The 25864-nt window shown below is 69.0% G+C and carries 26 protein-coding genes, 1 tRNA gene and 1 pseudogene; 17 read left to right on the plus strand and 11 right to left on the minus strand.

The window, feature by feature from the left end; genetic code table 11:
- Nucleotides 1–13 precede the first annotated feature (13 nt).
- From QE392_RS07405 to QE392_RS07440, 8 genes are all read left to right on the plus strand, one after another.
- The gene (locus QE392_RS07405; RefSeq protein ID WP_307450197.1) at nt 14–1075 is read left to right on the plus strand and encodes a polyprenyl synthetase family protein; all 1062 of its coding nucleotides are present in this window, start codon (nt 14–16) and stop codon (nt 1073–1075) included.
- A 35-nt stretch (nt 1076–1110) separates the two neighbouring features.
- Nucleotides 1111–2484: an FAD-dependent oxidoreductase gene (locus tag QE392_RS07410; RefSeq protein WP_307450199.1), complete on the plus strand. Its 1374-nt coding sequence runs from the start codon at nt 1111–1113 to the stop codon at nt 2482–2484.
- Between the two features lie 108 nt (nt 2485–2592).
- Entirely contained in the window at nt 2593–2949 is a 357-nt protein-coding gene (locus QE392_RS07415) for a hypothetical protein (protein WP_307450202.1), read from the plus strand.
- Nucleotides 2950–3058: 109 nt separating this feature from the next.
- Nucleotides 3059–4324 carry an extracellular solute-binding protein gene (locus QE392_RS07420; RefSeq protein WP_307450204.1) on the plus strand — a complete coding sequence of 422 codons (1266 nt, stop codon included), beginning with the start codon at nt 3059–3061 and terminating at the stop codon, nt 4322–4324.
- Nucleotides 4321–5289 (plus strand): carbohydrate ABC transporter permease, encoded by a 969-nt coding sequence (locus QE392_RS07425; RefSeq protein WP_307450206.1) that lies wholly within the window; start codon nt 4321–4323, stop codon nt 5287–5289. The genes QE392_RS07420 and QE392_RS07425 overlap by 4 nt, the downstream gene beginning before the upstream one ends.
- 56 nt (nt 5290–5345) lie before the next feature.
- Nucleotides 5346–6194, plus strand: a complete 849-nt coding sequence (locus QE392_RS07430) for a carbohydrate ABC transporter permease (RefSeq protein ID WP_307450208.1) — start codon at nt 5346–5348, stop codon at nt 6192–6194.
- A gap of 74 nt (nt 6195–6268) precedes the next feature.
- Complete coding sequence (locus tag QE392_RS07435; protein WP_307450210.1) at nt 6269–7531, plus strand: ABC transporter ATP-binding protein; 1263 nt, start codon at nt 6269–6271, stop codon at nt 7529–7531.
- Between the two features lie 136 nt (nt 7532–7667).
- Nucleotides 7668–8630, plus strand: a complete 963-nt coding sequence (locus QE392_RS07440) for an alpha/beta hydrolase (protein WP_307450212.1) — start codon at nt 7668–7670, stop codon at nt 8628–8630.
- Nucleotides 8631–8689: 59 nt separating this feature from the next.
- Here QE392_RS07440 and QE392_RS07445 read toward each other — a convergent pair whose 3' ends face one another.
- Nucleotides 8690–10033: a dicarboxylate/amino acid:cation symporter gene (locus tag QE392_RS07445; RefSeq protein ID WP_307450214.1), complete on the minus strand. Its 1344-nt coding sequence runs from the start codon at nt 10031–10033 to the stop codon at nt 8690–8692.
- A gap of 154 nt (nt 10034–10187) precedes the next feature.
- Here QE392_RS07445 and QE392_RS07450 point away from each other — a divergent pair, with 154 nt between their 5' ends.
- Entirely contained in the window at nt 10188–10892 is a 705-nt protein-coding gene (locus tag QE392_RS07450; protein WP_307450216.1) for a FadR/GntR family transcriptional regulator, read from the plus strand.
- 101 nt (nt 10893–10993) lie between these two features.
- Here QE392_RS07450 and QE392_RS07455 read toward each other — a convergent pair whose 3' ends face one another.
- Complete coding sequence (locus QE392_RS07455) at nt 10994–12310, minus strand: Nramp family divalent metal transporter (protein ID WP_307450218.1); 1317 nt, start codon at nt 12308–12310, stop codon at nt 10994–10996.
- A gap of 73 nt (nt 12311–12383) precedes the next feature.
- Nucleotides 12384–13320, minus strand: a pseudogene (locus QE392_RS07460) (dihydrodipicolinate synthase family protein).
- A 168-nt stretch (nt 13321–13488) separates the two neighbouring features.
- Here QE392_RS07460 and QE392_RS07465 point away from each other — a divergent pair.
- The 3 genes from QE392_RS07465 to QE392_RS07475 all read left to right on the plus strand — a co-directional run bounded on the left by QE392_RS07465 (nt 13489) and on the right by QE392_RS07475 (nt 16652).
- Complete coding sequence (locus QE392_RS07465) at nt 13489–14508, plus strand: LacI family DNA-binding transcriptional regulator (RefSeq protein ID WP_307450220.1); 1020 nt, start codon at nt 13489–13491, stop codon at nt 14506–14508.
- Between the two features lie 55 nt (nt 14509–14563).
- On the plus strand, nt 14564–16261 hold the full coding sequence (locus tag QE392_RS07470; RefSeq protein WP_307450222.1) for an AMP-binding protein: 1698 nt from the start codon (nt 14564–14566) through the stop codon (nt 16259–16261).
- 250 nt (nt 16262–16511) lie between these two features.
- Entirely contained in the window at nt 16512–16652 is a 141-nt protein-coding gene (locus tag QE392_RS07475) for a hypothetical protein (protein WP_307450224.1), read from the plus strand.
- 91 nt (nt 16653–16743) lie between these two features.
- Here the strand turns inward: QE392_RS07475 and QE392_RS07480 are convergent, their stop codons facing one another.
- The gene (locus tag QE392_RS07480) at nt 16744–16881 is read right to left on the minus strand and encodes a hypothetical protein (RefSeq protein WP_307450225.1); all 138 of its coding nucleotides are present in this window, start codon (nt 16879–16881) and stop codon (nt 16744–16746) included.
- Nucleotides 16878–17519, minus strand: coding sequence for a dihydrofolate reductase family protein (locus tag QE392_RS07485; protein ID WP_307450227.1), 642 nt, complete (start codon nt 17517–17519; stop codon nt 16878–16880). The genes QE392_RS07480 and QE392_RS07485 overlap by 4 nt, the downstream gene beginning before the upstream one ends.
- A gap of 144 nt (nt 17520–17663) precedes the next feature.
- On the opposite strand from QE392_RS07485, the gene QE392_RS07490 reads away from it, so the two are divergent.
- Entirely contained in the window at nt 17664–18038 is a 375-nt protein-coding gene (locus QE392_RS07490; protein WP_307450229.1) for a hypothetical protein, read from the plus strand.
- A 16-nt stretch (nt 18039–18054) separates the two neighbouring features.
- On the opposite strand, the gene QE392_RS07495 is transcribed toward QE392_RS07490, so the two are convergent.
- Complete coding sequence (locus QE392_RS07495; protein WP_154923247.1) at nt 18055–18546, minus strand: YajQ family cyclic di-GMP-binding protein; 492 nt, start codon at nt 18544–18546, stop codon at nt 18055–18057.
- A 374-nt stretch (nt 18547–18920) separates the two neighbouring features.
- On the opposite strand from QE392_RS07495, the gene QE392_RS07500 reads away from it, so the two are divergent.
- Entirely contained in the window at nt 18921–19835 is a 915-nt protein-coding gene (locus tag QE392_RS07500; protein ID WP_307450234.1) for a hypothetical protein, read from the plus strand.
- Nucleotides 19836–19871: 36 nt separating this feature from the next.
- Nucleotides 19872–20420, plus strand: coding sequence for a hypothetical protein (locus tag QE392_RS07505; RefSeq protein WP_307450236.1), 549 nt, complete (start codon nt 19872–19874; stop codon nt 20418–20420).
- Between the two features lie 149 nt (nt 20421–20569).
- Here the strand turns inward: QE392_RS07505 and QE392_RS07510 are convergent, their stop codons facing one another.
- Entirely contained in the window at nt 20570–21127 is a 558-nt protein-coding gene (locus QE392_RS07510) for a GNAT family N-acetyltransferase (protein ID WP_307450239.1), read from the minus strand.
- Between the two features lie 38 nt (nt 21128–21165).
- Here QE392_RS07510 and QE392_RS07515 point away from each other — a divergent pair, with 38 nt between their 5' ends.
- Both QE392_RS07515 and QE392_RS07520 read left to right on the plus strand, forming a co-directional pair.
- Nucleotides 21166–21666: an FBP domain-containing protein gene (locus tag QE392_RS07515; protein ID WP_307450242.1), complete on the plus strand. Its 501-nt coding sequence runs from the start codon at nt 21166–21168 to the stop codon at nt 21664–21666.
- Nucleotides 21667–21775: 109 nt separating this feature from the next.
- Nucleotides 21776–21860 (plus strand) — tRNA-Tyr (locus QE392_RS07520).
- A 53-nt stretch (nt 21861–21913) separates the two neighbouring features.
- Here the strand turns inward: QE392_RS07520 and nagA are convergent.
- Genes nagA through QE392_RS07540 form a run of 4 tightly spaced genes read right to left on the minus strand, consistent with a single transcriptional unit; the run spans nt 21914 to nt 25863 of the window.
- Nucleotides 21914–23050, minus strand: coding sequence for an N-acetylglucosamine-6-phosphate deacetylase (nagA, locus tag QE392_RS07525; RefSeq protein ID WP_307450244.1), 1137 nt, complete (start codon nt 23048–23050; stop codon nt 21914–21916).
- Nucleotides 23047–23817, minus strand: coding sequence for a glucosamine-6-phosphate deaminase (locus tag QE392_RS07530; RefSeq protein WP_307450246.1), 771 nt, complete (start codon nt 23815–23817; stop codon nt 23047–23049). Before QE392_RS07530 ends, nagA begins: the two co-directional genes overlap by 4 nt.
- A gap of 17 nt (nt 23818–23834) precedes the next feature.
- Entirely contained in the window at nt 23835–24866 is a 1032-nt protein-coding gene (locus QE392_RS07535; RefSeq protein ID WP_307450249.1) for a Gfo/Idh/MocA family protein, read from the minus strand.
- Between the two features lie 4 nt (nt 24867–24870).
- Complete coding sequence (locus QE392_RS07540; RefSeq protein WP_307450252.1) at nt 24871–25863, minus strand: Gfo/Idh/MocA family protein; 993 nt, start codon at nt 25861–25863, stop codon at nt 24871–24873.
- Nucleotide 25864 lies beyond the last annotated feature (1 nt).

Here is a 25864-nt window from a genome sequence, read left to right on the forward strand (position 1 = left end):
CTAGGCTGAAAGCGTGACCCCGAGACCGCCCGCGGCCGGCTCCCGCCTGTCCGGCAAGCTGGGCCTGAGTGACCGCATCTTCGCAGGCCTCCGCTCGCGCACCCTTCTCGCGACCGTCGAGGCCGGGCTCGCTCGCGTCGAGACCGAGCTCGAGGGCGAGGTGCGCAGCGCCGACAGGCTCGCCGACGTCACCGCCCGCTACCTGTACGAGGCCGGCGGCAAGCGCGTGCGCCCGATGCTGGCGATCCTCACCGCGCAGTTGGGCGAAGGCACGACGCGCGAGGTCGTCGAGGTCGCCACGGCGCTCGAACTCACGCACCTGGGCTCGCTGTATCACGACGACGTCATGGACGGTGCCGACAAGCGCCGTGGGGTGCCGAGCGCGCAGACGGTGTGGGGCAACAACATCGCCATCCTCACCGGCGACCTGCTCTTCGCCCGTGCGAGCCAGCTCATGGCCCGCCGCGGCGAGCGCGCCATCCAGCTGCAGGCCGACACCTTCGAACGCCTTGTGCTCGGTCAGATGCACGAGACCGTGGGCCCGCAGGAGGGCGACGAGCCCGTCGACTTCTATCTCAAGGTCCTGGCCGACAAGACCGGGTCGCTCATCGCCGCGGCCGCTCAGTCGGGTGTCATCTACTCCAACGCGCCCGAGGAGTACGAGCAGCCGATGATCGTCTTCGGTGAGAAGGCGGGCGTCGCCTTCCAACTGCTCGACGACGTCATCGACCTCTCGCCCGACCCGACCGAGACCGGCAAGGTCCCGGGTACCGACCTGCGGGCCGGGGTGCCGACCATGCCGTACCTGCTGCTCGGGCACCGCTCCGACGCGGCATCCACCGATCTGCGGGCGCGCATCGACGAGGGCCAGGAGCGTATCGCCGACGGCGCCGACCCGTCCGTGCTCGACGGCCCCCTCGCGGAGCTGCGCGACCACGAGACCACGCACGAGACGCTCAATCTCGCGCATCGGTGGTCGCAAGAGGCGATCGACGCCCTCGCACCTCTGCCCGACGGCGCTGTGCGCGAAGCGTTGACGCGCTTCGCCCGCGCCGTGGCCGACCGCTCGGCCTGATCTCTTTTCCACCCCCTCCCGATCGAGAGGACCCCATGACGAAGCTGCGCCTCGCCATCGTCGGAGCCGGCCCCGCCGGTATCTACGCCGCCGACATCCTGCTGAAGGCCGAGCGGAAGTTCGACGTCTCCATCGACCTGTTCGAGCAGCTGCCCGCCCCCTACGGACTCGTCCGCTACGGTGTCGCCCCCGACCACCCGCGCATCAAGGGCGTCGTCACGGCGCTGCGCGAGGTGCTCGACCGCGGCGACATCCGGATCTTCGGCAACGTGCGCTTCGGTGAGGACATCACCCTCGACGACCTCAAGCAGCACTACAACGCGGTGATCTTCTCGACCGGCGCGATCCGCGACGCCGACCTCGACATCCCCGGGATCGACGCGCTCGGCTCCTACGGTGCCGCCGACTTCGTCAGCTGGTTCGACGGTCACCCCGACGTACCCCGCGAGTGGCCGCTGGAGGCCGAGTCGGTGGCCGTCATCGGAAACGGCAACGTCGCCCTCGACATCACGCGCATGCTGGCCAAGCACGCCGACGACCTGCTGCCCACCGAGGTGCCCGACAACGTGTACCAGGGCCTGAAGGCCTCGCCGGTCACCGACGTGCACGTGTTCGGTCGCCGCGGTCCCGCCCAGGTGAAGTTCACCCCGCTGGAGCTTCGCGAGCTCGGTGAACTCCGCGACGTCGACATGGTCGTGTACGACGAGGACTTCGACTACGACGAGGCGTCGAAGGCCGCCATCGAGACGAACAAGCAGGTGAAGGTCATCGACCGCGTGCTACAGCAGTGGCGCACCCGCCCGAGCGCGAACAACGCCGGGGGAGAGGCCTCCCGTCGTCTGCACCTGCATTTCTGGGCCAAGCCCCTCGAAGTCGTGAAGGATGCCGAGGGCCGCGTCGCCGCGCTGAAGTACGAGCGCACCAAGCCCGATGCCGAGGGCGGCGTCGTCGGTACCGGCGAGATCCGCGAGGTGCCCATCCAGGCCATCTACCGTGCGGTCGGCTACTTCGGCTCGCCGCTGAAGGACGTGCCCTTCGACGAGCGCCACGGCGTCATCCCGAACCACGAGGGCCAGGTCATCTCGGCCGACTCGAACTCCCGCGTGCCCGGCGTGTACGCCACCGGGTGGATCAAGCGCGGACCCGTGGGCCTGATCGGACACACCAAGTCGGATGCCATGGAAACCGTCCGCCACGTCATCAACGACCAGGGCGAGTGGTGGCGTCCCGCGCACCCCGAAGAGGAGGCGATCCCGGCTCTGCTCGCGGAGCGCGGCGTCCGCTGGACCGACCTCGACGGCTGGCACCGCCTCGACGAGCACGAGATCGCCCTCGGCGCCCCGCACGACCGTGCGCGCATCAAGGTCGTCCCGCGCGAGGAGATGATCCGGGTCTCGCGCGGCGAGTAGCGACACCGACTCCCGAGCCGTCCCGTCGATGACGTGGGCGGCTCGTCCGCGTCGGGCTCGCGGAGCGGGTGAAGGAGAATGGGGCGGGCGAGCCTACGGAGGTGACGGATGAGCGTGACGGCGATCTTCCTGGGTGTCTTCCTCATCGGGGCGGGTGCTGCTGCTTACCGGGGACGCTGGCGCCGGTGGGCCTTCGCGCGGCCGGTGTTCTCCTTCGCAATCGGATTCGGGACCTTGTACGCGGGCCTCGCGATGGTGGTCTTCGGCGTGGTGACCCTTCTCGGAGATGCCGTCTCTGCGGGGGCGCAACGTGCAGCTGCGGTCGTCGTCATGGTGCTGATGGCCCTTATGCTCCTGTCGCTCTTCTGGTTCCCGCCGTTCCTGACCCCGCGGTGGTTCCGGGAGGAACGCGCGGCGCAGGAAGCGTCCGGCACACCACCTCTCTCGTCGCGCCCGCGCGACTAACACCCATCCCTGCCGGAGGCAAGCCTCGCGGCCTGGATTCACCCGCGTCGGCAGGATGGATGCCACGATGCCGGGCGCCGACGCCCGCACACCGAGGCGAGGGGGCCGGATGCGAACGGTGAGACGGATCGTGGCCGGGGCCTCGGCTCTCGCCCTCGCGGGCACGCTCGGCGCCTGCTCCGCGGGCGATGGGGTGCCGACGCTCACGTGGTACATCAACCCCGACGACGGCGGTCAGGCCGAGATCGCGGCATCCTGTACCGAAGCCGCTGACGGGGCGTACCGCATCGAGACCTCCCTGCTCCCGCGCGACGCCGCCTCGCAGCGCGAGCAGCTCGCCCGGCGTCTCGCCGCGAGCGACCGGTCGCTCGACATCATGAGCCTCGACCCGCCCTTCATCCCTGAATTGGCCGAACCCGGGTTCCTCGCGCCCGTCCCCGAGGAGCTGCAGAGCACCGACGGCATCGTCGAAGGCGCCGTGCAGTCGGCGAGCTGGAACGGTGAGCTGGTGACGGTGCCGTTCTGGGCCAACACGCAGCTGCTCTGGTATCGCAAGTCGGTCGCCGAGGCCGCCGGGCTCGACATGACGCAGCCGGTGACGTGGGACCAGATCATCCAGGCCGCCGAGGATCAGAACAAGCAGCTGGGCGTGCAGGGCGCGCTCGCCGAGTCGCTCACCGTGTGGATCAACGCGCTCGTCGCATCCGGGGGAGGGAAGATCCTCGACGACCCCGACGCGAAGCCCGACGAGATGCAGCTGGGTCTGGAGACGGATGCCGGCAGGAAGGCCGCCGACATCATCGCTCGGATCGGCTCATCGGGCCTCGGCGGTCCGGGCCTGCCGACCGCCGACGAGAACGCCGCCATGAACCTCTTCCAGGGCGACAACGGCTCGTTCATGGTCAACTGGCCGTTCGTCTACCCCGCCATGCAGGGCGCGGCTCCCGAGGTCGTGGAAGATCTCGGCTGGGCGGTGTACCCCCGTGTGGATGCCGGGACCCCGGCCGCTCCGCCCGTCGGCGGCATCAACCTCGGCGTCGGCGCGTACAGCGAGCATGTCGACCTCGCTTGGCAGGCGGTGGCCTGCATCGTCAGCCCCGAGAACCAGGCGCAGTACTTCGTCACGAACGGCAACCCGCCCTCGACCCTCGCGGCGTACGACGACGCGGAGGTGCAGGAGAAGTTCCCAATGGCGTCGACCATCGCCGAGTCGCTGCAGCTGGGCGCCCCGCGGCCGCAGACGCCGTACTACAACGAGATCTCGATCGGGCTGCAGCGCACGTGGCATCCGCCGAACGCCGTGAACCCCGACTCGACGCCCGAGACCTCGACGGACTTCATCCTCGCGGTGCTCAGAGGGGAGCGTCTGCTGTGACTGACACGATCGCCACCCGCGCCACGCGGCGTGAACAGGCGGCTACGCCGCCCCCGAAGAAGCGCCGCTCCGACCGTGCCCGCGCCGAGGCCCGCCTCGGATGGATGCTCGCCGGCCCGGCCTTCGGCATCATGCTGCTGGTCACGCTCTACCCGATCGTGCAGGCTCTGTGGGACTCGCTGTTCAGCCTGCGCCTCACCGCGCCCGACGACCGCGAGTTCATCTGGTTCCGCAACTACCAGGTCATCCTGAGCGACCCGGCCTTCTGGCAGTCCATGGGCGTGACGCTGTTCATCACGGTCGTCACGGTGCTGCTCGAGCTCATCATCGGCTTCGGGTTCGCCCTCGTCATGCACCGGGCGATCAAGAAGCTCCGCGGCTTCGCCCGCACGGCGATCCTCGTGCCGTACGGCATCATCACCGTGGTCTCGGCCTTCGCCTTCTTCTACGCCTTCGACATCAACTCCGGCGGATACGTCAACAATTGGCTGTCGTGGATCCCCGGGTTCGACGAGAACCTCAACTGGTTCGCCTACCAGGGCACCTCGCTCGCGGTCATCATCCTCAGCGAGGTGTGGAAGACCACACCGTTCATCTCTCTCCTGCTGCTGTCGGGGCTCGCCCAGGTTCCCGGCGACCTCGAGGAGGCGGCGAAGGTCGACGGCGCCACCTCGTGGGAGGTGCTGCGCCGGGTCATCCTGCCGAACATGAAGGCCGCGATCATGGTCGCCGTGCTCTTCCGCACGCTCGAGGCGTTCCGCATCTTCGACAACATCTTCATCATGACCGCGGGGGCCAACAACACCGAGGCGCTGTCGCTCCTGGCGTACAACACCTCGATCGGTCGCCTCGAGATCGGACTCGGCTCCGCCATCTCGGTGCTGCTGTTCCTGAGCGTCCTGGTCATCGCGGGCATTTTCATCAAGGGATTCAGAGTCGACCTGTCGGCGGGGAGGAACTCGTGAGGGATCGCGACACGACCTCGGCTCCCGGCATCCGGTGCGAAGGGATGTGTGGGTAGATGCGCGCAATGACCTGGCCCCAGCGGATCATGTGGCTCGCGATCATCGCGGCCGTGCTGGTGTGGTCGCTCTTCCCGGTCTTCTCGATCGCGATGACGTCGTTCAAGACGCAGGCCGGCCTCTTCTCGGGGACGCTCTTCCCGCAGGAGTGGACGCTCGACAACTACGCCACGATCCTCGCTCCCGGCGGCAGCGCCCAGGACCTGTTCTTGCCGGCGCTGCGCAACTCGATCGGCATCTCGCTGATCGCGACGTTCATCGCCGTCGTGCTGGCGACGCTGTGCGCGTACGCGATCGCGCGGCTCGACTTCCCCGGCAAGCGGATCATCCTCACCACGGCGCTCGCCGTGTCAGTCTTCCCGATCGTCTCAATCGTCACGCCGCTGTTCAACCTGTGGCGCGTCGTCGGGCTCTACGACACGTGGCTCGGGCTGATCATCCCGTACCTGTCGCTGACGCTTCCGATCTCGATATGGACGCTCGCAGCGTTCTTCCGCCAGATCCCGTGGGAGCTCGAGCAGGCGGCGCAGGTCGACGGCGCGACGCCCTTCGAGGCGTTCCGCAAGACGGTCGTCCCGCTCGCGGCACCCGGCGTCTTCACCACGGCGATCATCGCGTTCTTCATCGCGTGGAACGACTTCGTCTACGGCATCTCGCTGACATCGACGGATGCCGCGCGCCCGGTGCCCGCGGCCCTGTCGTTCTTCACCGGCGCCTCGCAGTTCGAGGAGCCCACCGGCGCCATCTCGGCCGCCGCCATCGTCGTCACGATCCCGATCGTCATCGTCGTCGTCATCTTCCAGCGTCGGATCGTCTCGGGCCTGACCCAGGGCGCGGTCAAGGGGTAGAGGGTCCTCCCATGGCATCCATCGCTCGCACCAGAACCGCCTCGAGCAGCGTCGAAGACTGAAGGAGAGAGTTCATGGCATCCATCACTCTGAACAAGATCGTCAAGACCTACGACGACGGCTTCACCGCCGTGAAGGGTGTCGACCTCGACATCGCCGACGGCGAGTTCGTCATCCTCGTCGGGCCCTCGGGCTGCGGCAAATCGACGCTCTTGCGCATGATCGTCGGGCTCGAAGACATCTCGGACGGCGAGCTGAGGATCGCCGACGAGGTGGTCAACGACAAGGCGCCGAAAGACCGCAACCTCGCGATGGTCTTCCAGAACTACGCGCTGTACCCGCACCTCACCGTGTACGAGAACATCGCGTTCCCGATGCGGCTGAAGTCGAGCGACCTCAGCGACGAGGAGATCGACGAGCGCGTCCGGCGGGCGTCGAAGCTGCTCGAGCTCGACGAGCACTTGGAGCGCAAGCCCGCCAACCTCTCGGGCGGTCAGCGCCAGCGTGTGGCGATGGGGCGCGCGATCGTGCGCAACGCCAGCGCGTTCCTCTTCGACGAGCCGCTGTCGAACCTCGACGCCAAGCTCCGCGGTCAGATGCGCACCGAGATCGCGCGCCTGCAGCGCTCGCTCGGGATCACCACCGTGTACGTCACGCACGACCAGACCGAGGCCATGACCCTCGGCGACCGCGTGGCGGTTCTCCGCCGCGGCGAGCTGCAGCAGGTCGCGAGCCCCCGCGGCCTCTACGACCAGCCGGTCAACCTCTTCGTCGCCGGCTTCATCGGTTCCCCGCCGATGAACTTCCTCAGCGGCACCGTGGACGGGGACGTGCTGCGCCTGCCGATCGCCGACGTGCCGCTCGACGACCGCCTGCGCAGGGCCGTCGAGGGGCGCGACCTCGTGATCGTGGGCGTGCGCCCCGACGCGTTCGAAGACGCCGACTCCACCGAGCGCGACCTGTCCGGCGGCATCACCGCTGAACTCGACATCGAGATGACCGAGTGGCTCGGCGAGGTGCTCTACGCCTACGTGCCGTACGAGACGGATGCCACGGTGAAAGACAAGCTGTCGGAACTCGACCGCGACCTCGACGGCGAGAGCCTGCGCACCGAGCTCGTCGTGGCGCTCGATGCCATGAGCTCGATCCGCGCCGGGGATGCCGCACGCCTGTGGTTCTCGCCCGACTCCCTGCACCTGTTCGACCCGGAGACCGGCGTGAACCTCACGCGCGACGAGGCGAAGGCCGAGAAGCTCGAGGAGGACGCCCGGGCCGCGCGCAAGCGCGCGCTGGAGCGGGCGAAGGAGCGCGCGGCGCGCGAGCAGGCGGCGGCCTGAGGCGCCGGGCCGTGCCGTACTCCTGAGAATCGTGCGGCGCGGGGCAGAGTTCAGCCGTTCAGGCCTCGCCGCGAGTGGTTTCTCAGGAGTCTCGCCCGAGCGCTCGCTGCGCGCGGTCCCGGCATAGGCTGTCGCGATGGGGGAGTGGCATCCGGACATCCTCGGCGAGGGCTTCGAGCAGTCGACCCTGCCGCTGGGCGAGGATGCCGAGGGGGAGGTCGTCGCAACGCTCGTGCGGTCGCGGCCGCACCCCGGCGCGCGCCTGTTCGGAGAGCTGCGCGACACCGACGTGCTGTACGTCCACGGCTGGTCGGATTACTTCTTCCAGACCGACCTGGCGCGCTTCTTCACCGATCGGGGCGCCCGCTTCTACGCCCTCGACCTGCGCAAGTACGGCCGCAGCCTCCGCCCCGGCCAATCGCCGGGGTACGTCGCCGCGCTCGATGTGTACGACGCCGACATCGCGGCGGCTTTGGATTCCATGGGCACCGCGCGCGCGGGGCATCGGCTGCTCCTCCTCGGCCACAGCACCGGCGGTCTGACCCTGACGCTCTGGGCGTCGCGGCATCCCGGAGTCGCAGACGCCCTCGTCCTGAACAGCCCGTGGCTCGAACTCCAGCTCGGACCACTCGGACGCCAGGCCCTCACGCCGCTCGTGAACGCCCGTGCGCGGCTCGAACCTCTCGGCAAGCATCCGGCGGTCGACCTGGGCTTCTACACCCGTGCCCAGAGGGAGGTGGGAACCCTGCCCGACAGCCCCGAGGGATGGCGTCCCGCCCAGGGCTTCCCGACCCATCCCGGCTGGCTGGCCGCGGTGATCGCGGGCCATGCGCGGGTGGCATCCGGGCTCGATGTCGGATGCCCGGCGCTCGTGCTGCTGTCGGCGCGGTCGACGGTCGCGTTGACGTGGAACGACGCGATGCGAGCGAGCGACTCGGTACTCATCGTCGACGACATCGCCCGCGCGGCAACCCGCATCGCCCGCACCGTGACGATCTCGCGCATCGAGGGAGCGCTCCACGACGTGTTCCTGTCGGCGGAGGCTGCTCGGGATGCCGCGTACGCGGCGCTCGAGGACGGAATGCGCGCGCTGGGCTGAGGCGCCGCGATCCCTCGACGGAAGGCCCCGCGAGGGAACCCGCCGTCGAGGGTGCGGGATCAGTCGGCACGGTCGGCCGCGGCGTACTTCTCGGCCAGGCCGTCCTCGTCCGCAGCCTCAGCGGTGACGCTCTTGCGGCCGGCGTAGACGTCGCGGTCGATCTCGTCGGTGCCGTTCGCGACGAGCAGGGCGACCATGGTGTCGCCGTTGACGTTGAGGAACGTGCGGAAGATGCCGGTGAACCAGTCGACGGCGATCAGGAGGCCGACCGCCTCCAGGGGCAGCCCGAGCGAGGTGGCGAGGAAGGTCGCCGCGACCGCGAAGCCGCCGGGGACGGTGATCGTGCCCATGTTGAGCATGATCGCCAGGGCCATGCCGAGGATGATCTGGCCGGGGGTGAGCTCGACGCGCGATGCCTGCGCGAGGAAGAGGATGACGATCGTGTAGTTGAGCACCGCGCCGTACGAGCCCATGGTCAGACCCACCGACAGGGTGAAGTTGGCAACGCGCTGGCTGATGCCGACCTTTTCGACCGCGTTCTTCAGCACCGTGGGGTACGTCACCGCCGAACTCGTCGTGGTGACGGCGATCACCGTCTGCTCGGCGAGTTTGCCGGGGAGGGCGGCGGGGTTCAGGCGGGTGCGGAGGGTGACGACGACCACGAACACGGCCGTGACGATGAGGACGCCCACCAGCGTCGAGCCCAGGTACGACAGAGCGGTGGTGACGACGGCGAAGCCCACGTCGCCCGCGAGGGCGGCGAGCAGGCAGAACACGCCGATGGGCGCGATACGCATGACGAGACGGATCATGCCCAGGATGATCTGCTGCAGCTGGTCGAGCAGCGTGACGACGAGGGTGTTGCCGGTCGCCCGGACGTAGCCGTTCAGGGCCAGGCCGAACAGCAGCGAGAACACGATGATGGGCAGCATGGTCGCCGTCGACATCGCGTTGAAGATGTTGGTCGAGACGAAGCCGAGGATAGTCTCCTGCCAGCTCGCGGGCTTCGCCGACTCCTGCAGCGCCGGGTCGACCGCGCCCGAGTAGTCGATGCCGGCGCCGGGCTGGATCAGCGTCGCGAGACCCCATCCGACGAGCGCGGCGATCACCGAGAAGCCGATCATCCACGCGAAGGTCCGTCCGGCGAGCCGTCCCATTCCCGACCCCGTCATCGAGCCCGTCGCGACGATCACCGACGCCATCACGAGCGGAACGATCGCCATCTGGATCAGCCGGATGAACAGGTCGCCGATGAACTTGATGTTGGCGGCCCATTCCCCGGTGATCAGGCCGAAGACGATCCCCAGCACCGCGGCGAGCGCGATGAGGGTGGCCGGATGCCGGAGCACCTTCCAGGTCGTCCCGATGGTGCGGGAGGAACCCGTCGTTCCGGTGGTGGTCATGGTCGGCCCTCGTCTCGATTAACGTTTTCGGTCTGTCCAATTGTGGGAGGAAGTCGTTTCATCCCGCGTCCTCGGCTGTTTCCAGCCCGTAACGGTCTGACCAATCTCACCCGGGCTGGTGTCAGCGCCTGGGAGGATGGGAGGGGAGGAAGACATGACGGACGGCCAGGCGCTCGCGCCTCTGCAGCGCGGCGGCGGATCCCTGCGGGACGAGATCGTCGCCCGTTTGCGCGCGCTCATCGTCACGGGGGTGCTCAAGCCGGGCGATCGCCTGGCCACGGAGCGAGACCTCGCCGCCCAGCTGGCGGTGTCGCGTTCGGCGGTGCGCGAGGCGCTGCTGCGCCTGGAGTCGGCGGGTCTCATCGAACGGCGTCAGGGGAGCGGCACCCGTGTCAGCGGGCGGATCCCGGTGTCGGCGGTTCTCGCGACGCTCGAGGGCGACGACGATGGAACCGTTGCGGCGTCCGCGGAGTTCCGCACCGTCGTCGAGCCGCAGATCGCACGCCTGGCGGCATCGCGCATCGACGAGGAGCAGATCGCCGCGCTGGCCGCCCTGCTCGCCGAGTCCGACCAGGTGCGCGACATCGAGCACTCCGTGCGATTGGATGTCGCCTTCCACGTGGCCATCGCCGCGGCCACGCGCAACCCCCTGCTGACCTCGCTCAGCGAGCTCACCGTGTCGTGGACCGTCGAGGCCCGCGTATCGTCCCACCTCGACGAGGAGGGCCGCCGCCTGTCGCATGACGGTCATGCGCGCCTGCTGCGTGCGCTCAGAGCCGGCGACCCCGACGGTGCCGAGGCCGCGATGCGGGTGCACCTGGACGAGATCGCCGACCTGGTGGCGCGCGCCCGCACCTGAGTCGGTGGTCGCGGGCGACGGCGGACCGACCCCCGCGCCGCACCCGTGCCCGGGCGCATGAAAAGGGCCCGATCCGAAGACCGGGCCCTGCTCGCACGACCTCAGCCGCCGATGAGGCTGACCATCAACCGGATCGACAGCGCCACCACCGCGATCAGGCCGATGCCGCCGGCGACGTTCTGCCACCAGCGGTTGCGCAGGGACCCCATGAGCTTCCTGTTGTTCGCCATCACGATGATCAGCGCCGCGAGGATCGGCGCGAACAGCACGGTCAGTGCCTGCGCGATGACGATCAATTGCACGGGCGAGGCGCCGGCGAACGCGATCGTGACGCCGAGGCCGAAGGCCAGGATGAAGGCGCTGCCGAGTCGCGCCGCCAGGGTCTCGGCGGAAGCGCCGCGCCCGATGGCATCCGAGAGCATCGTGCCGCCCGCGATGCAGTTGGGGATCATCGACGAGAAGGCCGCTCCGAAGAAGCCCAGGGCGAAGATCCAGGCGCCCACCGGCCCCGCGACCGGCTCGAAGATGCGCGCGAGTCCCGTGAACGCACCGGGAGTGTCTGCGCCGGTCTGCCCGAGGACGGAAGCCGCGACCACGATCACCAATGCCGTCATGATGCCCGGGGCGACGATGCCGGGGATCGTGTCGACGATCGTGATGTCGCGGTACTCGTCTTCGTGGCGCTCACGCGCCTTGGTGCCGTAGGAGGCGAAGAAGGCCGCGTTGATCGAGAAGTTCGTGCCCACGAGGCCGATGATGAGCAGCCAGGCCCCGCCGGGGATGACGGGGATGAGTCCGGCGCCCGCGGCCGCCCAGTCGGGGTTCGACGCGAAGGCCGAGGCGATGAAGCAGAACGCCATGAGCGCCACGATGACGATGAGGATCTTCTCCACGACGCCGTAGATCTTCTTCAGCAGCAGGATCGTGCCGACCAGCACGGTGCAGATCACGGTCCACATCACGGGGGAGGTGCCGGGGATGAGCATCGACAGCCCGACTCCCGAGCCGACCGCGTTACCCACCGAGAAGCACAGGGTGATGAGGAAGACGCCGATCCCGGCGACCACGCCCGCCCAGGTGCCGAGGCTGTCCTTGATCGAGGAGATGAGCGAGACGGGTGTGCGGATGCCGAGCCGCACGCTCATGTCGGTCAGGAAGATCATGAGGATGGTCGACACGATGATCACCCAGATGAGGGTGTACCCGTAAAGGGCTCCGGCGTTCATCGCGGTGGTGAGGTTGCCGGGGCCGAACTGCCAGGCGCCCGCGACGAAGGCGGGACCGATCAGGGCGAGGCGGCGCCAGAACGTGCGCCGCGTGCGGTGGGAATCGACGATGCTGCGCACCGTCTCGGTCGAGATGCGCCCGTGGCCGGTGCCGGGGGTCGCGGGGGGTCGTGCGGTGGTGCGGTCGCTCATGGTCGTTCCTTCCGTCGTCGTTGACGTTGCGGGGTTCATGAGGGGCGGCCGAGCTGACGGCCGCCCCGCGGGATCAGGCCGGGACGACCACGCTGCCGAGCTCGGCCGAGGCGAAGGCCGCGGCGATCTCGGCGTCGGCTCCGGCCGGAAGGGGCAGCAGGGGCTCGCGCACGGTGGCGTGGTCCAGGATGCCACGGTTGACCAGGCCCCACTTGAGGGCGACCGTGCCCTCCATGTGCGAGCCGCGGTGGTAGACCGCCTTGGTCACGGGGAGCAGGCGCTCGTGGATGGCGTGGGCGGCCGTGTAGTCGCGTGCCTTGCCGGCTTCGATCAGGTCGACCAGGAGCTCGGGGGCGATGTTGCCGTAGCCGACGAGCAGGCCGTCGACGTCGAACATCGTGGGGAGGAGGTACTCGTCGTGGCACGACAGCACCTGCAGCTCGGGGTAGGCGGAGCGCAGCGCGGGGATCTCGGTGTACCACCGGCGCATGTTGCGGACGCCGTTCTTGGTGTGGTTCACGCCCTCCTGGCCAGCGATCTCAAGCTGGGTGTCGAGGTCGTACGAGGCCTTGGTGTTGTCGGGGTACTGGAAGAGGATCTCCCTCCAGGCCCGACTCCTCCCAGATGGCGCGATAGCGGGTCTGCGGAGCGCCGGGCTGGAAGCCGAAGCGCAGCCACCCGTGCGACGGGTAGACCAGGGCGCCCTTCGCGCCGGCCGCTGCGGCATCCTTCGCCTCGAGGGCGGCGGTGAGGTTCCCCTCCTTCGTGATGCCCGCGATGATGGGCAGCCGGTCGTCGACCGAGTCGCGGAAGGCGCGGATGACGTCGAGCTGCTCCTTCTCGGTGAGGAACGTGCCCTCGCCGGCGTGACCCAGGACGACGAGGCTCTTCACGCCGTCGATCGAGCCCAGCCACGAGCCCAGGCGCTGGATGGCGTCGTAGTCGACGTCGCCGTCGGGGGTGAACGGGGTAACGGGGGCGGGGTTCAGGCCGCGGAGGTCGAGGACCATGAGTGTCTCCTTCGTCGTCTCTTCGTCGAGCGTCCCGCTTGTTGGGAACGTTTGCAGGAACGATTGCAAGTGTGCGCTCCGCCGCCGGAGGATGTCAAGAGTTTTGGTGAAAACGTTCCCGGGAACCATCTCGCGCAGCCCCGGTAAGGTGGGAACCGAGGAGGTGCCATGGTCGACATCGAGGTCGGTGAACGTCACGTGGTCACGTTGAAGGACGTCGCCCTGGCATCCGGGGTCAGCATCTCCACGGTGAGCCGGGTGCTCGACGACCGCACACCCCGTTCCACCTCCGCCACCGCGACGCGCGTTCGTGCCGTGGCCGAGGAGCTGGGCTACCGTCGAAACCTCTCGGCCTCGAGTCTGCGCCGCGGCGCCACCGCCACGATCGGCGTTCTCGTGCCGCGTCTGACGGATGCCGTGATGGCGCTGATGTTCGAAGCGGTCGAGCGCGCGTCCCACCGGCGCGGCTACTTCGCCGTCGTCGCGACGTGCGGCGACGACGCCGACGAGGAGCGGCGCGCCACCGAGACCCTGCTCGACCGCGGCGTCGACGGAGTCGTGCTCGCCACCGCGCGTCTGGACGATGCCCTTCCCGCGTCGCTGCGAGACCGCGGCATCCCGCACGTCCTTGCCCTGCGCACCGACGACGTCAGCCCGTCAGCGGTCGGCGACGACGAAACCGGCGGCTATCTCGCCGTGCGACACCTGCTCGATCTGGGGCACCGCGACATCGCCATCCTGACGGGCCCGTGGTTCACCTCGAGCGGCCGAGACCGTCGCGCGGGAGCCGAGCGCGCTCTGCGGGAGGCGGGTGTCGACCTTCCCGAGGAGCGGGTGCTGGCCGTCGGGTACGGAATCGATCACGGCATCGACGCTGCGCGGCGTCTGCTCGATGCGGAGCGACCCCCCACGGCCGTCTTCGCGGCCAACGACAACCTCGCCGTCGGGGTGTCCACCGTCGCGCAGTCGCTCGGCATGGCGGCGGGCCGCGACCTGTCGATCGTCGGGTACAACGACATCCCGCTGGTCTCGCGCCTGCCGGTGCCCCTCACCTCGGTGCGGACGCACTTCGACCGGGTCGCCGAGATCGCTCTCGACCTGCTGCTGGCCGACGGATCGGCGCCGCGCATCGAACGGGTCATGCCGACACTGATCCCGCGCTCGTCGACCGCGCCGCTCGGGCGGTGACGTCCGGCCGGTGTCGGTGGTGAGGGCTAGCGTGGAACGCGATCGAAGGAGCACCATGATCCCCACTGACGCGTCGGCCACCGCCCGCTACCGCGCCGCCCGCGACGAACTCCTCGCCGCGCGCACCGATCCCATCCGGGCGGCGGAGTTCGCCTGGCCGCGGTTCGAGGGCCAGTTCAACTGGGCCATCGACTGGTTCGACCCGATGGCCCGCGGCAACGACGCTCCCGCGCTGATCGTCGTGGACGACGACGGCACGCACCACCAGCGCACCTTCGACGAGCTCGCCCGCCGCTCCGACCAGGTGGCCGCGTGGTTGGCATCCCGGGGTGTCCGTCGCGGCGAGACGGTGCTGCTCATGCTGAACAACCAGGTGGAGCTGTGGGAGGCGATGCTCGCGATCATGAAGCTCGGCGGGGTCATCGCCCCGACCACGACCGCGCTCGGCACCGTCGACCTCGGCGACCGCATCGAGCGCGCCGCCATCCGGCACGTCATCGTCGGAGCGGCGGATGCCGACAAGTTCGACGACCTGCCCGAGGGCCTCGGCCGCATCGTGGTGGGCGGCACCCACGACGGATGGGCCAGCTACGACGACGCCTTCGCCACGGAGGCCGAGCCGGCCCGGCATCCGGGAACCACCGCCGATGACCGCCTGCTGCTGTACTTCACCTCCGGCACCACCTCGAAGCCCAAGCTCGTCGAGCACACGCACGCGTCGTACCCCGTGGGCCACCTCAGCACGATGTACTGGCTGGGCCTTCAGCCGGGCGACGTGCACCTCGCCATCAGCTCGCCCGGGTGGGCCAAGCACGCGTGGAGCCTGTTCTTCGCGCCGTGGATCGCGGGGGCGACCGTGCTCGCGCTGAACTACTCGCGGTTCTCGGCGGAGCGGCTGCTGGCCGAGCTCGAGGCCGACTGGGTGACGACGTTCTGCGCCCCGCCGACGGTGTGGCGCATGCTCATCCAGGCCAACCTCACCGGCCGTCGCGGGGCCCTCCGCGAGGTCGTGTCGGCGGGCGAGCCGCTGAACCCCGAGGTGATCGCGTCGGTCAAGCGCGCGTGGGGTCTCGACATCCGAGACGGATACGGGCAGACCGAGATGACCGCGGTCGTCGCCAACACCCCGGGCGCCCCGCTCGTGCCCGGCTCGATGGGACGCCCTCTGCCGGGCTGCCCCGTCGTGCTGGTCGACCCCGTCACCGGTGTGCGTGCCGACGAGGGCGAGATCTGCATCGACCTCACCGAACGCCCGGTGAACCTCATGACCGGGTACGTGGGGGATGCCGAGCGCAACGACGAGGCCTTCGCCGACGGCCTCTTCCACACCGGTGACGTCGCCCGGCGCGACGAGACCGGAAGCATCACGTACATCGGGCGCACCGACGACGTCTTCAAGGCGTCGGACTACAAGATCAGCCCGTTCGAGCTCGAGAGCGTGCTCATCGAGCATCCCGCGGTGGTGGAGGCGGCCGTCGTCCCCGCACCCGACGAACTGCGCCTGGCCGTGCCGAAGGCGTACATCGTGCTGGCGAACGGACGCGAAGCGGGGGAGGAGACCGCCCTCGACATCCTGCGCTTCGCACGCGAGCGCCTCGCGCCGTTCCAGCGCGTGCGGCGCATCGAGTTCTTCGACCTGCCCAAGACCATCTCGGGCAAGATCCGTCGCGTCGAGCTGCGCCAGCGCGAGGAGGGCGTCGCCCGCGGGGAGATCGCTTGCGTCGAGTGGACGGATGCGGCCCTGCGGGGGTGACGTCGGCGGTGGGGCGTTGCGTCTCGTGAGGTCGCCCGTGCGAAAGACGGATGCCGCTCTGCGGAGCTGACAGTGGCGGCGGGGCGTTGCGTCTCGCGAGGTCGCCCGCGCGAAAGACGGATGCCGCTCTGCGCGGCTGACGCCGGAGGAGAGCCGTCACGCCCACGAGCTCACCGCATGCCATCCTGCGCGTACTGATGCAACCGGCAACCCCCTCGCCAACCGTCGACGCTCGTGTGAGCATCGACGCATGGATCAGGAGAAGAAGCAGCCGTTCGAGAACCCCACCGTCGACGACGAGAGCGACGCGCCCTCCCCGCAGGAGGAGCGCGCGATCGGCCGCGAGACCGAGCGCGAGATCGACCAGCTCATCAGCGGCATCGAGGGCTGACCACCTCGCGATGGACGAGGTTCTCTATCCGGGAGCCGCGTGGCGCGAGCGCTGACGGCGATGCGGGGCACGAACGCCAACTGAGCCGCGGTCACACCGGCTCGGTGGTGCGGATCAGTCCGCAGTTCACGCACGACCACGCCACGAGGAAGCGCTCGTCGTCGAGGATCTCGAAGCGCAGCGGGTCGCCGCACGTCGGGCAGCTCAGCGGATCCCGTGGGCGGGTCATCGCTCGAACGTGACGTGCACGATGCCGCTCTCCGCCACCTCCGAGCTGACGGTGTAGCCGGTGTCGAGGCCGCGCAGATCGTCCCAGAGGCGTCCGCCTCGGCCCAGGATGACGGGCCGCACCGCGACGTGGAGGCGATCGACCAGGCCGGCGGCGAGGGCTGCGCGCACGGTCGAGAGCCCGCCACCGACCCGCACGTCGGCGCCGCCCGCGAGGCCCTGCGCGCGTGCCACGGCATCCGTGATGCTCTCGGAGGAGAACTCGAAACGCGTGCCGTTGCTAAAGGTGATCGGCTCGCGTCGACGGTGGGTCAGCACGATGACGGGAACACGGAAGGGCGGCTCCTCGCCCCACCAACCACGCCAGTCGGGGTCGTCGGGGAAGGAGTGCAGGCCGAACATCGCTGCCCCCATGACCTCGGCGCCGATGCCCTCGAAGTAAGCGGTGGCGTAGCGGTCATCGACGCCGGTCGTGCCGGCGCCGGAGGTGTCGCCGAAGACGCGCTCGCGGAACGTCTTCGTCGCCATGTAGTCGGCGACGAGACGACCCCAGTCCTCGCCCATCGGGTTCTCGGGCGTGGGGTCTGCGGGCATCGCGACCCCGTCGAGCGAGATATTCAGATCGACACGGACGGCCATGGCATCCTCCGCAAAAAAATGGTGGTGATGTGCGAAGGGCGTCTCGGGGGCTGAGAGCGGCTCTTCGCCGGCGTTTCACTCTAGGCCGGGCAGGTCTTCTTCGCGTGAGCACCCACTCTGCATCGCGCCTGCGATAATCCGAGCATGCATCAGCTCGAAGATTCGCCGCCGCGTCGCTCCCGCGAGCAGCTCGAGGCGTGGGTGAAGGAGTTCGAGGACAACGAGCACTGCATCGCAGGGTCCCTCACCGTCGCGCCGCAGGAAGATGCGGACAGTGCCGACACCGGCCTCGTCATCCTGCGCCTGCGCAACGCCTCGATGTCGGTCTACATTCAGCCGCGCAGCTACGACGACCCCATCTGGGAGCTGACCCTGTCGGCGCAGCCTCACGACCTGTCGATGACGGTGCACGACATCGCAAGCCTCGCCGCCGAGTACGTCGTCGCCAGCAACCTCTGCACGTTCTTGCAGTGGAAGTCGCTGGAGTGGGATCGCGAGAGCGGTCAGCGCGCCGCCTGACCGCCGTCGTGTGGCGTCAGCGGTAGTTCGTGAACTGCAGGTCGACGTCGAGGTCGGCGGCCTTCAGCAGGCGCTGCACCTCCTGCAGGTCGTCGCGGGACTTCGACTGCACGCGCAGCTCGTCGCCCTGGATCTGCGACTTCACGCCCTTGGGGCCCTCGTCGCGGATGATCTTGCCGATCTTCTTCGCGTTCTCCTGCGAGATGCCCTCCTTCAGCGTGGAGGTGATGCGGTATTCCTTACCGCTGGCGACGGGCTCGCCGCTCTCGAGGCTCTTCAGCGAGATCCCGCGCTTGATGAGCTTGGTCTGGAAGACGTCGAGCACGGCGTTGGCGCGCTCCTCGGAGTTCGCCTTGATGACGATCGACTCGCCGCTCCACGCGATGGAGGCGTCGGTGCCCTTGAAGTCGTAGCGCTGCTCGACCTCTTTGTGGGCCTGGTTGAGCGCGTTGTCGGCTTCCTGCCGGTCGATCTTGGACACGATGTCAAATGAGCTGTCGCTTGCCATGACAGCAGTCTACAGCCGCGGAATTACGCGGATCTTGGTGTGCGCCCTGGGGGCCCTCCTGACGCGAAGTAAAAGTATCCAAGGTTGACCAGAGGGTGAAGCAATGTGTGTGGACGGCGTAGTCCTCCGCGAACGGTCGAGGTGATACCAAACTCCAGCTTGGCGACTCAGAGCCAGTCGGACGCCAAAGAGCAGACGACGTTGGGGGCGTATTTGAGATGCTTTGCCGAGGGCAGTCAAATAGCAGGAGAAAACCGACGAGTCCGATCGAGGCCGTTTCGCGTCCCCGACACACCAGGGCGGCTTCTGCCGTCCAACGACCGTGGTCACCTGTAGCCTTTGCCTGATTATCTGGGGGGAATGCAATGCCGAAGGTGACCAAAGAGGTCCGCTTTTACACGACTGTTGTCGACTTTGCGGCGACCGCGACCGCGCCCGCTCACACCAAGACGGTGGGGCCAGACTTCTGGACCAAGCTCCTTCTCAAGCTTGAAGGCATTTCCGATCCGGCTCATCGAACCGGCAGGCTTGGGGGACGCCAGTACTACGGCGCAGTCAAGCGCCCTGCCAGCCCTCCCATCGATCATCTGCAGGTCGGACGCATCCGCGATCTTTCGGAGCACATCGAAGAAACCGATCTCGATACTGGCAACGTGACACCCCTCGTTCTTCCTGGCAACCGACGGGTTTCGGAGCCGACGTTTGTGGTGCCGTTCGACCTATCTGCTCGGGTCGCTATCATGAGCCCGGGTCGCGCGACCCGTCACGAATCCATCGCGTCCTGGTTGACCTACGTTTTGGGCTGGGCGACTAAAGGCCGATCGCTTCGATTCCAACCAATTGTCGATGAGGATGCGCTGGAGCGCTTGCTCGCCTCGAAGGGGGCCGTGGGCGTGGAATTCGCTTTAGACGCTGACCGCCCCTTGCCCAAGGGTGACGACCTTCCGCTTCTCGACGCCGTCGAAACAACGCGCGCGCAGGGGCCTTCTACGGGAACTTTCTACGTCGGATGGTCGCTCGGTCGTGGGAATGGCACTGCCGCAGACAAAAATCTGATGAAGAAGATTGCTGAACGTATGACCACCGATCGACTCGCTCGACGGGCTGAGGTCAACATGATCGTTGAGGGCGATGACGGTAAGGTCCGGCACGAAACCCACAACATGTTTGAAGATCAGGTCACCCAGAAGGCGAGTTGGCAGGTTAGTCCAGACAAGCTGTCGACGACGGAGGACGTCCTCGCGGCCATCTCCACAGCCATCCAGGGGTTCCACAACCGCAATGTCTGAGGTACCTCCTAGTCTTCAGAGTCGGAGGACGTAGGCGTGGGTAGAAGATTTGGATCGTTCCTGTTGGACCATCCAGGCATCGTTACGGTCATCATCGTTCTGGCGGTGGTGGCTCAGGCAGTTGCCTCTTTCTGGGTGCCTGTGGTCGCTCCTGGGCAAATCTTCTTGCCGCTCGCCGAAGCGGAGCGGTCGACTGCTGTCGCAGACCTCGCCCTCGGGGTCGCCGGAGTCGCCGCCATGGTCGGAGGCTTCGCTGGCGTCGTTGTCGTGTTCGGTCTGAGCAGCGACGATGAGCGCTTCCGCAAAGTCCGGCTCAAGGCGGCAACTAGTCTCCAACGGAACTGGACGTCCGTCGTCACCACGCCTCTTGTGGCAGCCTTTGGTGCTTTAGTGGCCGCCACCCTAGCTCGCGCCACCTGGATCGACGGCGCTGCATGGGTGTTCGAATTGTGTGTATTACTAGCGGCGCACGGCGCTGTTCGGCTTGTCGTCGTCCTGTTTGAGCTGGTCAAGGTGGTGCACAATTCGGACCTCGCGACGCAGCGTGAGGCTGATACCGCTGACACGGACGATGTTCTCGACTGAGACCCGGGCAGGCAGCGACGCGTCGACATGAGGTCGACGGTACGCCGCGTCGGCGGTCACCGGTTATGTGGACTCTTTGTCGAACGAAGAATCAGCCATGCAGCGATTCTATTCGTGAGGCCCCGGCGCGCAGCCCCTTCACGGACGGGTCAGTGCGCGGGCCACCCGCCCTTCGGTGTTCTGTCATCGTCGCGGCGCAGCATTCCGGTCCAGGATGCCGACCGCTCGCCGGTGCGACCCGGCACCTGGCCGGGGCCGGCGCCCGTGAAGGTGAACCCGCACTTCTGCGCCGTGCGCAGCGACGCGGCGTTTCCGATCACGCATTCCCATCGCACGGCGTCGAGGTCGGTGCGGGCGAAGACCGCGTCGACGACGGCGGTGAGGGCCTCCGGCATGATGTTGCGCCCGCGGTGCTCGCCGCCGAGCCAGAAGCCCACCATGCCGGTGCCGAGCCTCACGCCGATGACGCCGAGCAGGGGAGCGCCCCCACCCTCACGGATCGCCCACGTCCACTCGCGGTCATCGGCCCATCCGGCGGTGACGTACTCGTCGACGAAGGACACGGCATCCGCCCGGGTGTACGGCCACGGGATCGTCATGAACCGTTCGAAGAGCGGGTCGGAGCAGGACCGGGCGATGTCGTCGACGTCGGCGGCGACCGGCTGATCCAGCACCAGCCGCGCGGTGCGCACGGTGAAGGGCTTCATCGCCGCAGCCTCCTCAGACGCTCGTAGACTCGGATGCCATGCGCGCACTCACCGAAGACCAGGTCCGGGACGCATTCGTCAACGCTACCCCCGACGAGCTGCGAGTCCTCGCCGTCCCGCACGACTTCGTCCTGGCCGACTGGGACCACCTCGACTTCTTCGCGTGGCGAGACCCCCGCACCCGTGGCCGCGGCTACATCGTCACCGAGCAGGAGGGCGAGCCCGTGGGTGTGGTGCTCCGCGCGGCCGAGGGGCAGTCGCGCGCCCGGTCGGCGATGTGCAACCTGTGCCACACGATGCAGCCCGGCGATCAGGTGTCGCTGTTCACCGCCCGTAAGGCGGGGGAGGCCGGCGAACATGGCGACACCGTGGGCACCTACATCTGCGCCGACATGTCGTGCCACGAGACGGTGCGCCTGGCGGCACCGCTCGCGCCGAGCGAGATCCGCGCGAGCGTGGACCGCAAGATCGACGGGACGAAGCGGCGTACCGAGGAGTTCGTGGCGCGCGTGGTGGATGCCGCCGAGGTCCGGCGCTGAGATCGGGCGCTGACGCGATGCCCGCCGTGGTTCGACGCACCCCGTCGGGGATAGTAGAGTGGTCTATCGCGCCTCTGGTCGACTGAGAAAGCCGGGCGGGTGCGCATCTGGCGAGTTACCCAAGCGGCCAAAGGGATCTGACTGTAAATCAGACTGCATTGCATTCGGGGGTTCGAATCCCTCACTCGCCACCAGCACGAGAAATCCCCGGTCCGTCGGACCGGGGATTCGTCGTTTCGTCGGAGGATCAGCGCCCGGCGACGGGGGAGTCTGCGCGCACCGTGCCGGCGGCATCCCACAGCGTGACATCGGCGGAGAACCCCGGCCTGACGAGCCCGAGCCGGTCGTCCAGGCCCAGTGCTCGCGCGGGCGTCAGGGTCACCGCCTCGACGGCGATCGGGAGCGGGATGCCGAGCGCACGGGCGTTCTCCAGGGCCATGTCTTGCGTGAGAGTGGACCCGGCGAGCGTGTCCGACCCGTCCACGAGCGCGCGGCCGCCCTCGACGCGCACGCTCAGGTCGCCGAGCCGGTACAGACCGTCGTCGGCGCCGGCGGCGGCCATGGCATCCGTGATCAGGGCGACGCGGCCGGGGGCCAGCGTGAACAGGGACGCGGCCAGACGCGGGTCGACGTGCAGGCCGTCGAGGATGAGCTCGAGCACGACGTCTTCGGCGTCGACCGCCGCGAGCACGGGACCTGGGGCGCGGTGGTGCAGCCCCGGCATCGCGTTGAAGGCGTGGGTGAGCAGCGTCGCCCCGGCGCGGAAGGCGGCGGCGGCCTCGGCGTACGTCGCGTCGGTGTGACCGACGGCGACGGCGACGCCCGCGCTGCGGAAGGTGCCGATCGCGTCGAGCGCGCCGGGCCGCTGCGGATCGAGCGTGACCTGACGGAGCGTCCCCTCGGCCGCGTCGAGCAGGCGCTGTACGACCTCGGGCGTGGGGTCGATGAGGTGCCGCGGATCGTGCGCGCCGCAGCGGTCGACCGCGAGGAACGGCCCCTCGAGGTGACTGCCCAGCACCCGGCGGTCGGTCCGCGTCAGCGACGCGATGGCGGCGAGCTGCGACTCGAGCACGTCGACGGGGGCGGCGACGAGGCTGGCGACACCACGGGCCGTTCCGTGCGCCGCGTGCAGGTCGGCGGCCGCGCGGATGCCGTCGACACCGTCTTCATGCCGGTGTCCGCCGCCGCCGTGCCGGTGCAGGTCGATCAACCCGGGGGTGAGGATGCCGCCGGCTCCGTCGATGCGTTCGGCATCCACGGGAGGGGGCTCTCCGGTCCCGACCGCGAGGATGAGCTCGTCGTCGGTGAGCACCCACGCGTCGGGGCACTCGCCGTCGGCGTCGACGATCGTCACGGCATGGAACAGCCGACGCGGAGAGGTCATCTCTGCCACGCGGGGCGGTGGGCGAAGACGAAGTCGTAGTAGTCGCGCAGCGTCAGACCGGCGGCGGCTGCCTCGTCGACGAGTACCGTCGCGTTCGGGTGCATCTGCAGGATGCTGCCCGGGCACATGCTCGTCAGGGGACCCTCGACCGCCGCCGCCACGGCATCCGCCTTGCCCGCCCCGAAGGCGACGAGCAGCACGGAACGGGCGTCCATGATCGTTCCGAGACCCTGCGTGACGCAGTGCAGCGGCACGTCGTCGAGGCTCGGGAAGAAGCGCGCATTGTCGCGCCGCGTCTCGGGCGTGAGGGTCTTGATACGCGTGCGGGAGGCGAAGGACGAGGTGGGCTCGTTGAAGCCGATGTGGCCGGTCGAGCCGATGCCGAGGATCTGCAGGTCGACACCGCCCGCGTCGACGATCGCCCGCTCGTACGCCGCGGCCGCGGCCTCGATGTCATCGGCGAGTCCGTCGGGCACGTGCACGCGCGCCGGGTCGAGGCCCAGCCGCACGGTCACCTCCCGCTCGATGACCGCGTGGTAGCTCTCGGGATGATCGATGGGCAGACCGACGTACTCGTCGAGGGCGAAGGCGGTCAGGCCGCGCACGGCCGGCGACGCGCGACGCTCGAGCGCTTCGTACACCGGCAGGGGGGAAGAACCCGTCGCGACGCCGAGCACGCTCAGCGTCCCGGCTTCGGCGCGGTCGGCGATGAGGTCGCCGGCGTAGGTGCCGACGGCATCCGCGTCGGGGAGGACGATGACCTGCATGTGCGTTCTCCTCGCGCTCAGACCGTCACGGCGACGGTGCGGCCGGTGCGGGCGGACTCTTGAGCTGCCAGAACGATGCCGAGCGTCCGCAGGCCCACGGCGATGTCAGGCTGCGGCTGCTCGCCGGAGCGGACCGCGGCGAGGAACGTCCGCAGCAGCTCGCGGTCGAAGTCGGGCCCGTAGGGCAGCTCGACCGGCGCGCCGGTGGCCGACGCCAGCCCGGTCACGCGCGGGCCGAAGAAGTCGACCTCGGCGGTGCCCCCGGTGCCGGCCACGACGATGCGCACGCCACCCCACGTGGGGGCTGTGTCGGGGCGGCTCCACGAGCAGTCGATGGCGGCGATGACGCCGTTGTCGTACGTGATGGTCACCAGCCCCGAGGTCTCGGCGCGGGCGCGATCGGCGTGCAGCGTCGCGTTGGCGACCGCCGTCACCGACACGGGGGTCGCGCCCATGAGGCCGTCGAGCAGGTCGGCGATGTGCACCACGTGATCGACCAGGGCGCCGCCGCCCGAGAGGGCGGGGTCGGTGAACCACGAGCGCTCGCGCGGGAGCTTGCCGTTGTTGCTCCCGCGCACGGCGACGAGCCGGCCGAGGGAACCCGCGTCGTAGGTGGCCTTGAGCGAGGCGAAGGTGCTCGCGAAACGGACGGGGAACGCCACCATGAGCATGACGCCGGCCGCATCGACGGCCTCCTTCATGGCGAGGCCGTCTTCGCGGGTGGTCGCCAGGGGCTTCTCGCAGAGGATGTGGGCGCCGGCGGCCGCGGCCTTCTCGACCAGCTCGCGGTGAAGGGCGTTCTCGCTCGTGACGATCACGGCATCCGGCTTCCACGCGAGGAGCTCCTCGTACGTGTCGACATAGTCGACGCCGAGCTCCGCGGCGAAGGCCGCCCCCCGCAGCTCGCCCTCGACGTGCGGACCGGGGTCGCTCGCGCGCACCTCGACGTCGGGGGTCGCCAACAGCAGCTGGACGTAGCTGTGCGCGTGCGTGTGCGCGAACGACATGACGGCCACGCGCAGCGGCCGGGTGGAGTCGATGACGGTCATGGCGTCACCATCCCTTCGCGGTGAGGTCGACGGGCTGACCCGTCTCGAGCGATTCGAGGGCCGCGGCGGCGATGGCCACGGCCGCTGCGCCGTCGGCGGCGGTCACGCGCGGGGTCTCGCCGTCGGCGAAGGCGCGCAGGAAGTCCTGCAGCTCGAGGTAGTAGGGGTCTTCCGCCGGATCGGTGTCGGGAACCGCCTCCCCGCCCACGGTGGACACCGCCAGGTCGGTGAGCAGGTTGCGCTGCGCCGCCGACGAGTGCTCCAGCGTGCCCCCGGTGCCCGAGACGGAGAACTCGGTCGTGAAGGCCAGGTGCGCGGGGCCCCACAGCCCCGCGACGTGGCTGATGGCCCCGCTCGCGTGGGTGAGCAGCACATGGGCCGCCTCGACGGGCGCGTCCGCGTCACCGGCGCGGCTCGCCACCGCCGACACGGTGACGACCTCGCCGGCGACCCACCGCGCGATGTCGAGGTCGTGGATCATCTGGTCCATGATGATGCCGCCGGACAGGGCCCGGTCGGCGAACCAGGGGGTGCGGGTGGGGAAGGCCCCCGACCGTGAGAAGCGCAGCACCGCCAGCTCGCCCAGGACACCCGAGTCGACCGCGTGCTTGAGCTGGACGTACTCGGGGAACCAGCGCACGACGTGTGCGGGATAGAGCTGGCTGCCGGCATCGGCGGCCGCGCGCACGAGTTCCCGAGCCTGCTCGGGGGTGCGCGTGAGGGGCTTCTCGGAGATCACGTGCTTCCCGGCCGCGAGCGCCCGCTCGATGATGTCGTAGTGCGTGAAGGTGGGCGTCACGACGTCGACGATGTCCACCCGGTCGAGCAGCTCGTCGAGGGTGTCGACCACCGTGCCGCCGACCTGGGCGACGAGTTCGGGGGCGCCCTGCTCGGAATAGACGAACACCTCGGCGCCCAGGGCGAGCAGGTGCGGCAGGTGGTTCAGGCTGATGCCACCTGCGCCGATCAGGCCGATGCGGAGCGGCTGATGAGACATG

Origin of the sequence: Microbacterium proteolyticum (assembly GCF_030818075.1) — a bacterium.
Taxonomy (GTDB): domain Bacteria; phylum Actinomycetota; class Actinomycetes; order Actinomycetales; family Microbacteriaceae; genus Microbacterium; species Microbacterium proteolyticum_A.

Coding starts and splice junctions, on each gene's coding strand:
- QE392_RS07470 (WP_307450222.1), top strand. CDS start 14,564: ATGATCCCCACTGACGCGTCGGCCACCGCCCGCTACCGCGCCGCCCGC.
- QE392_RS07490 (WP_307450229.1), top strand. CDS start 17,664: ATGCATCAGCTCGAAGATTCGCCGCCGCGTCGCTCCCGCGAGCAGCTC.
- QE392_RS07465 (WP_307450220.1), top strand. CDS start 13,489: ATGGTCGACATCGAGGTCGGTGAACGTCACGTGGTCACGTTGAAGGAC.
- nagA (WP_307450244.1), bottom strand. CDS start 23,050: ATGACCTCTCCGCGTCGGCTGTTCCATGCCGTGACGATCGTCGACGCC.
- QE392_RS07510 (WP_307450239.1), bottom strand. CDS start 21,127: ATGAAGCCCTTCACCGTGCGCACCGCGCGGCTGGTGCTGGATCAGCCG.
- QE392_RS07435 (WP_307450210.1), top strand. CDS start 6,269: ATGGCATCCATCACTCTGAACAAGATCGTCAAGACCTACGACGACGGC.
- QE392_RS07495 (WP_154923247.1), bottom strand. CDS start 18,546: ATGGCAAGCGACAGCTCATTTGACATCGTGTCCAAGATCGACCGGCAG.
- QE392_RS07535 (WP_307450249.1), bottom strand. CDS start 24,866: ATGACCGTCATCGACTCCACCCGGCCGCTGCGCGTGGCCGTCATGTCG.
- QE392_RS07480 (WP_307450225.1), bottom strand. CDS start 16,881: ATGACCCGCCCACGGGATCCGCTGAGCTGCCCGACGTGCGGCGACCCG.
- QE392_RS07445 (WP_307450214.1), bottom strand. CDS start 10,033: ATGACCACCACCGGAACGACGGGTTCCTCCCGCACCATCGGGACGACC.
- QE392_RS07430 (WP_307450208.1), top strand. CDS start 5,346: ATGCGCGCAATGACCTGGCCCCAGCGGATCATGTGGCTCGCGATCATC.
- QE392_RS07540 (WP_307450252.1), bottom strand. CDS start 25,863: ATGTCTCATCAGCCGCTCCGCATCGGCCTGATCGGCGCAGGTGGCATC.
- QE392_RS07415 (WP_307450202.1), top strand. CDS start 2,593: ATGAGCGTGACGGCGATCTTCCTGGGTGTCTTCCTCATCGGGGCGGGT.
- QE392_RS07410 (WP_307450199.1), top strand. CDS start 1,111: ATGACGAAGCTGCGCCTCGCCATCGTCGGAGCCGGCCCCGCCGGTATC.
- QE392_RS07515 (WP_307450242.1), top strand. CDS start 21,166: ATGCGCGCACTCACCGAAGACCAGGTCCGGGACGCATTCGTCAACGCT.
- QE392_RS07440 (WP_307450212.1), top strand. CDS start 7,668: ATGGGGGAGTGGCATCCGGACATCCTCGGCGAGGGCTTCGAGCAGTCG.
- QE392_RS07455 (WP_307450218.1), bottom strand. CDS start 12,310: ATGAGCGACCGCACCACCGCACGACCCCCCGCGACCCCCGGCACCGGC.
- QE392_RS07420 (WP_307450204.1), top strand. CDS start 3,059: ATGCGAACGGTGAGACGGATCGTGGCCGGGGCCTCGGCTCTCGCCCTC.
- QE392_RS07485 (WP_307450227.1), bottom strand. CDS start 17,519: ATGGCCGTCCGTGTCGATCTGAATATCTCGCTCGACGGGGTCGCGATG.
- QE392_RS07475 (WP_307450224.1), top strand. CDS start 16,512: ATGGATCAGGAGAAGAAGCAGCCGTTCGAGAACCCCACCGTCGACGAC.
- QE392_RS07530 (WP_307450246.1), bottom strand. CDS start 23,817: ATGCAGGTCATCGTCCTCCCCGACGCGGATGCCGTCGGCACCTACGCC.
- QE392_RS07450 (WP_307450216.1), top strand. CDS start 10,188: ATGACGGACGGCCAGGCGCTCGCGCCTCTGCAGCGCGGCGGCGGATCC.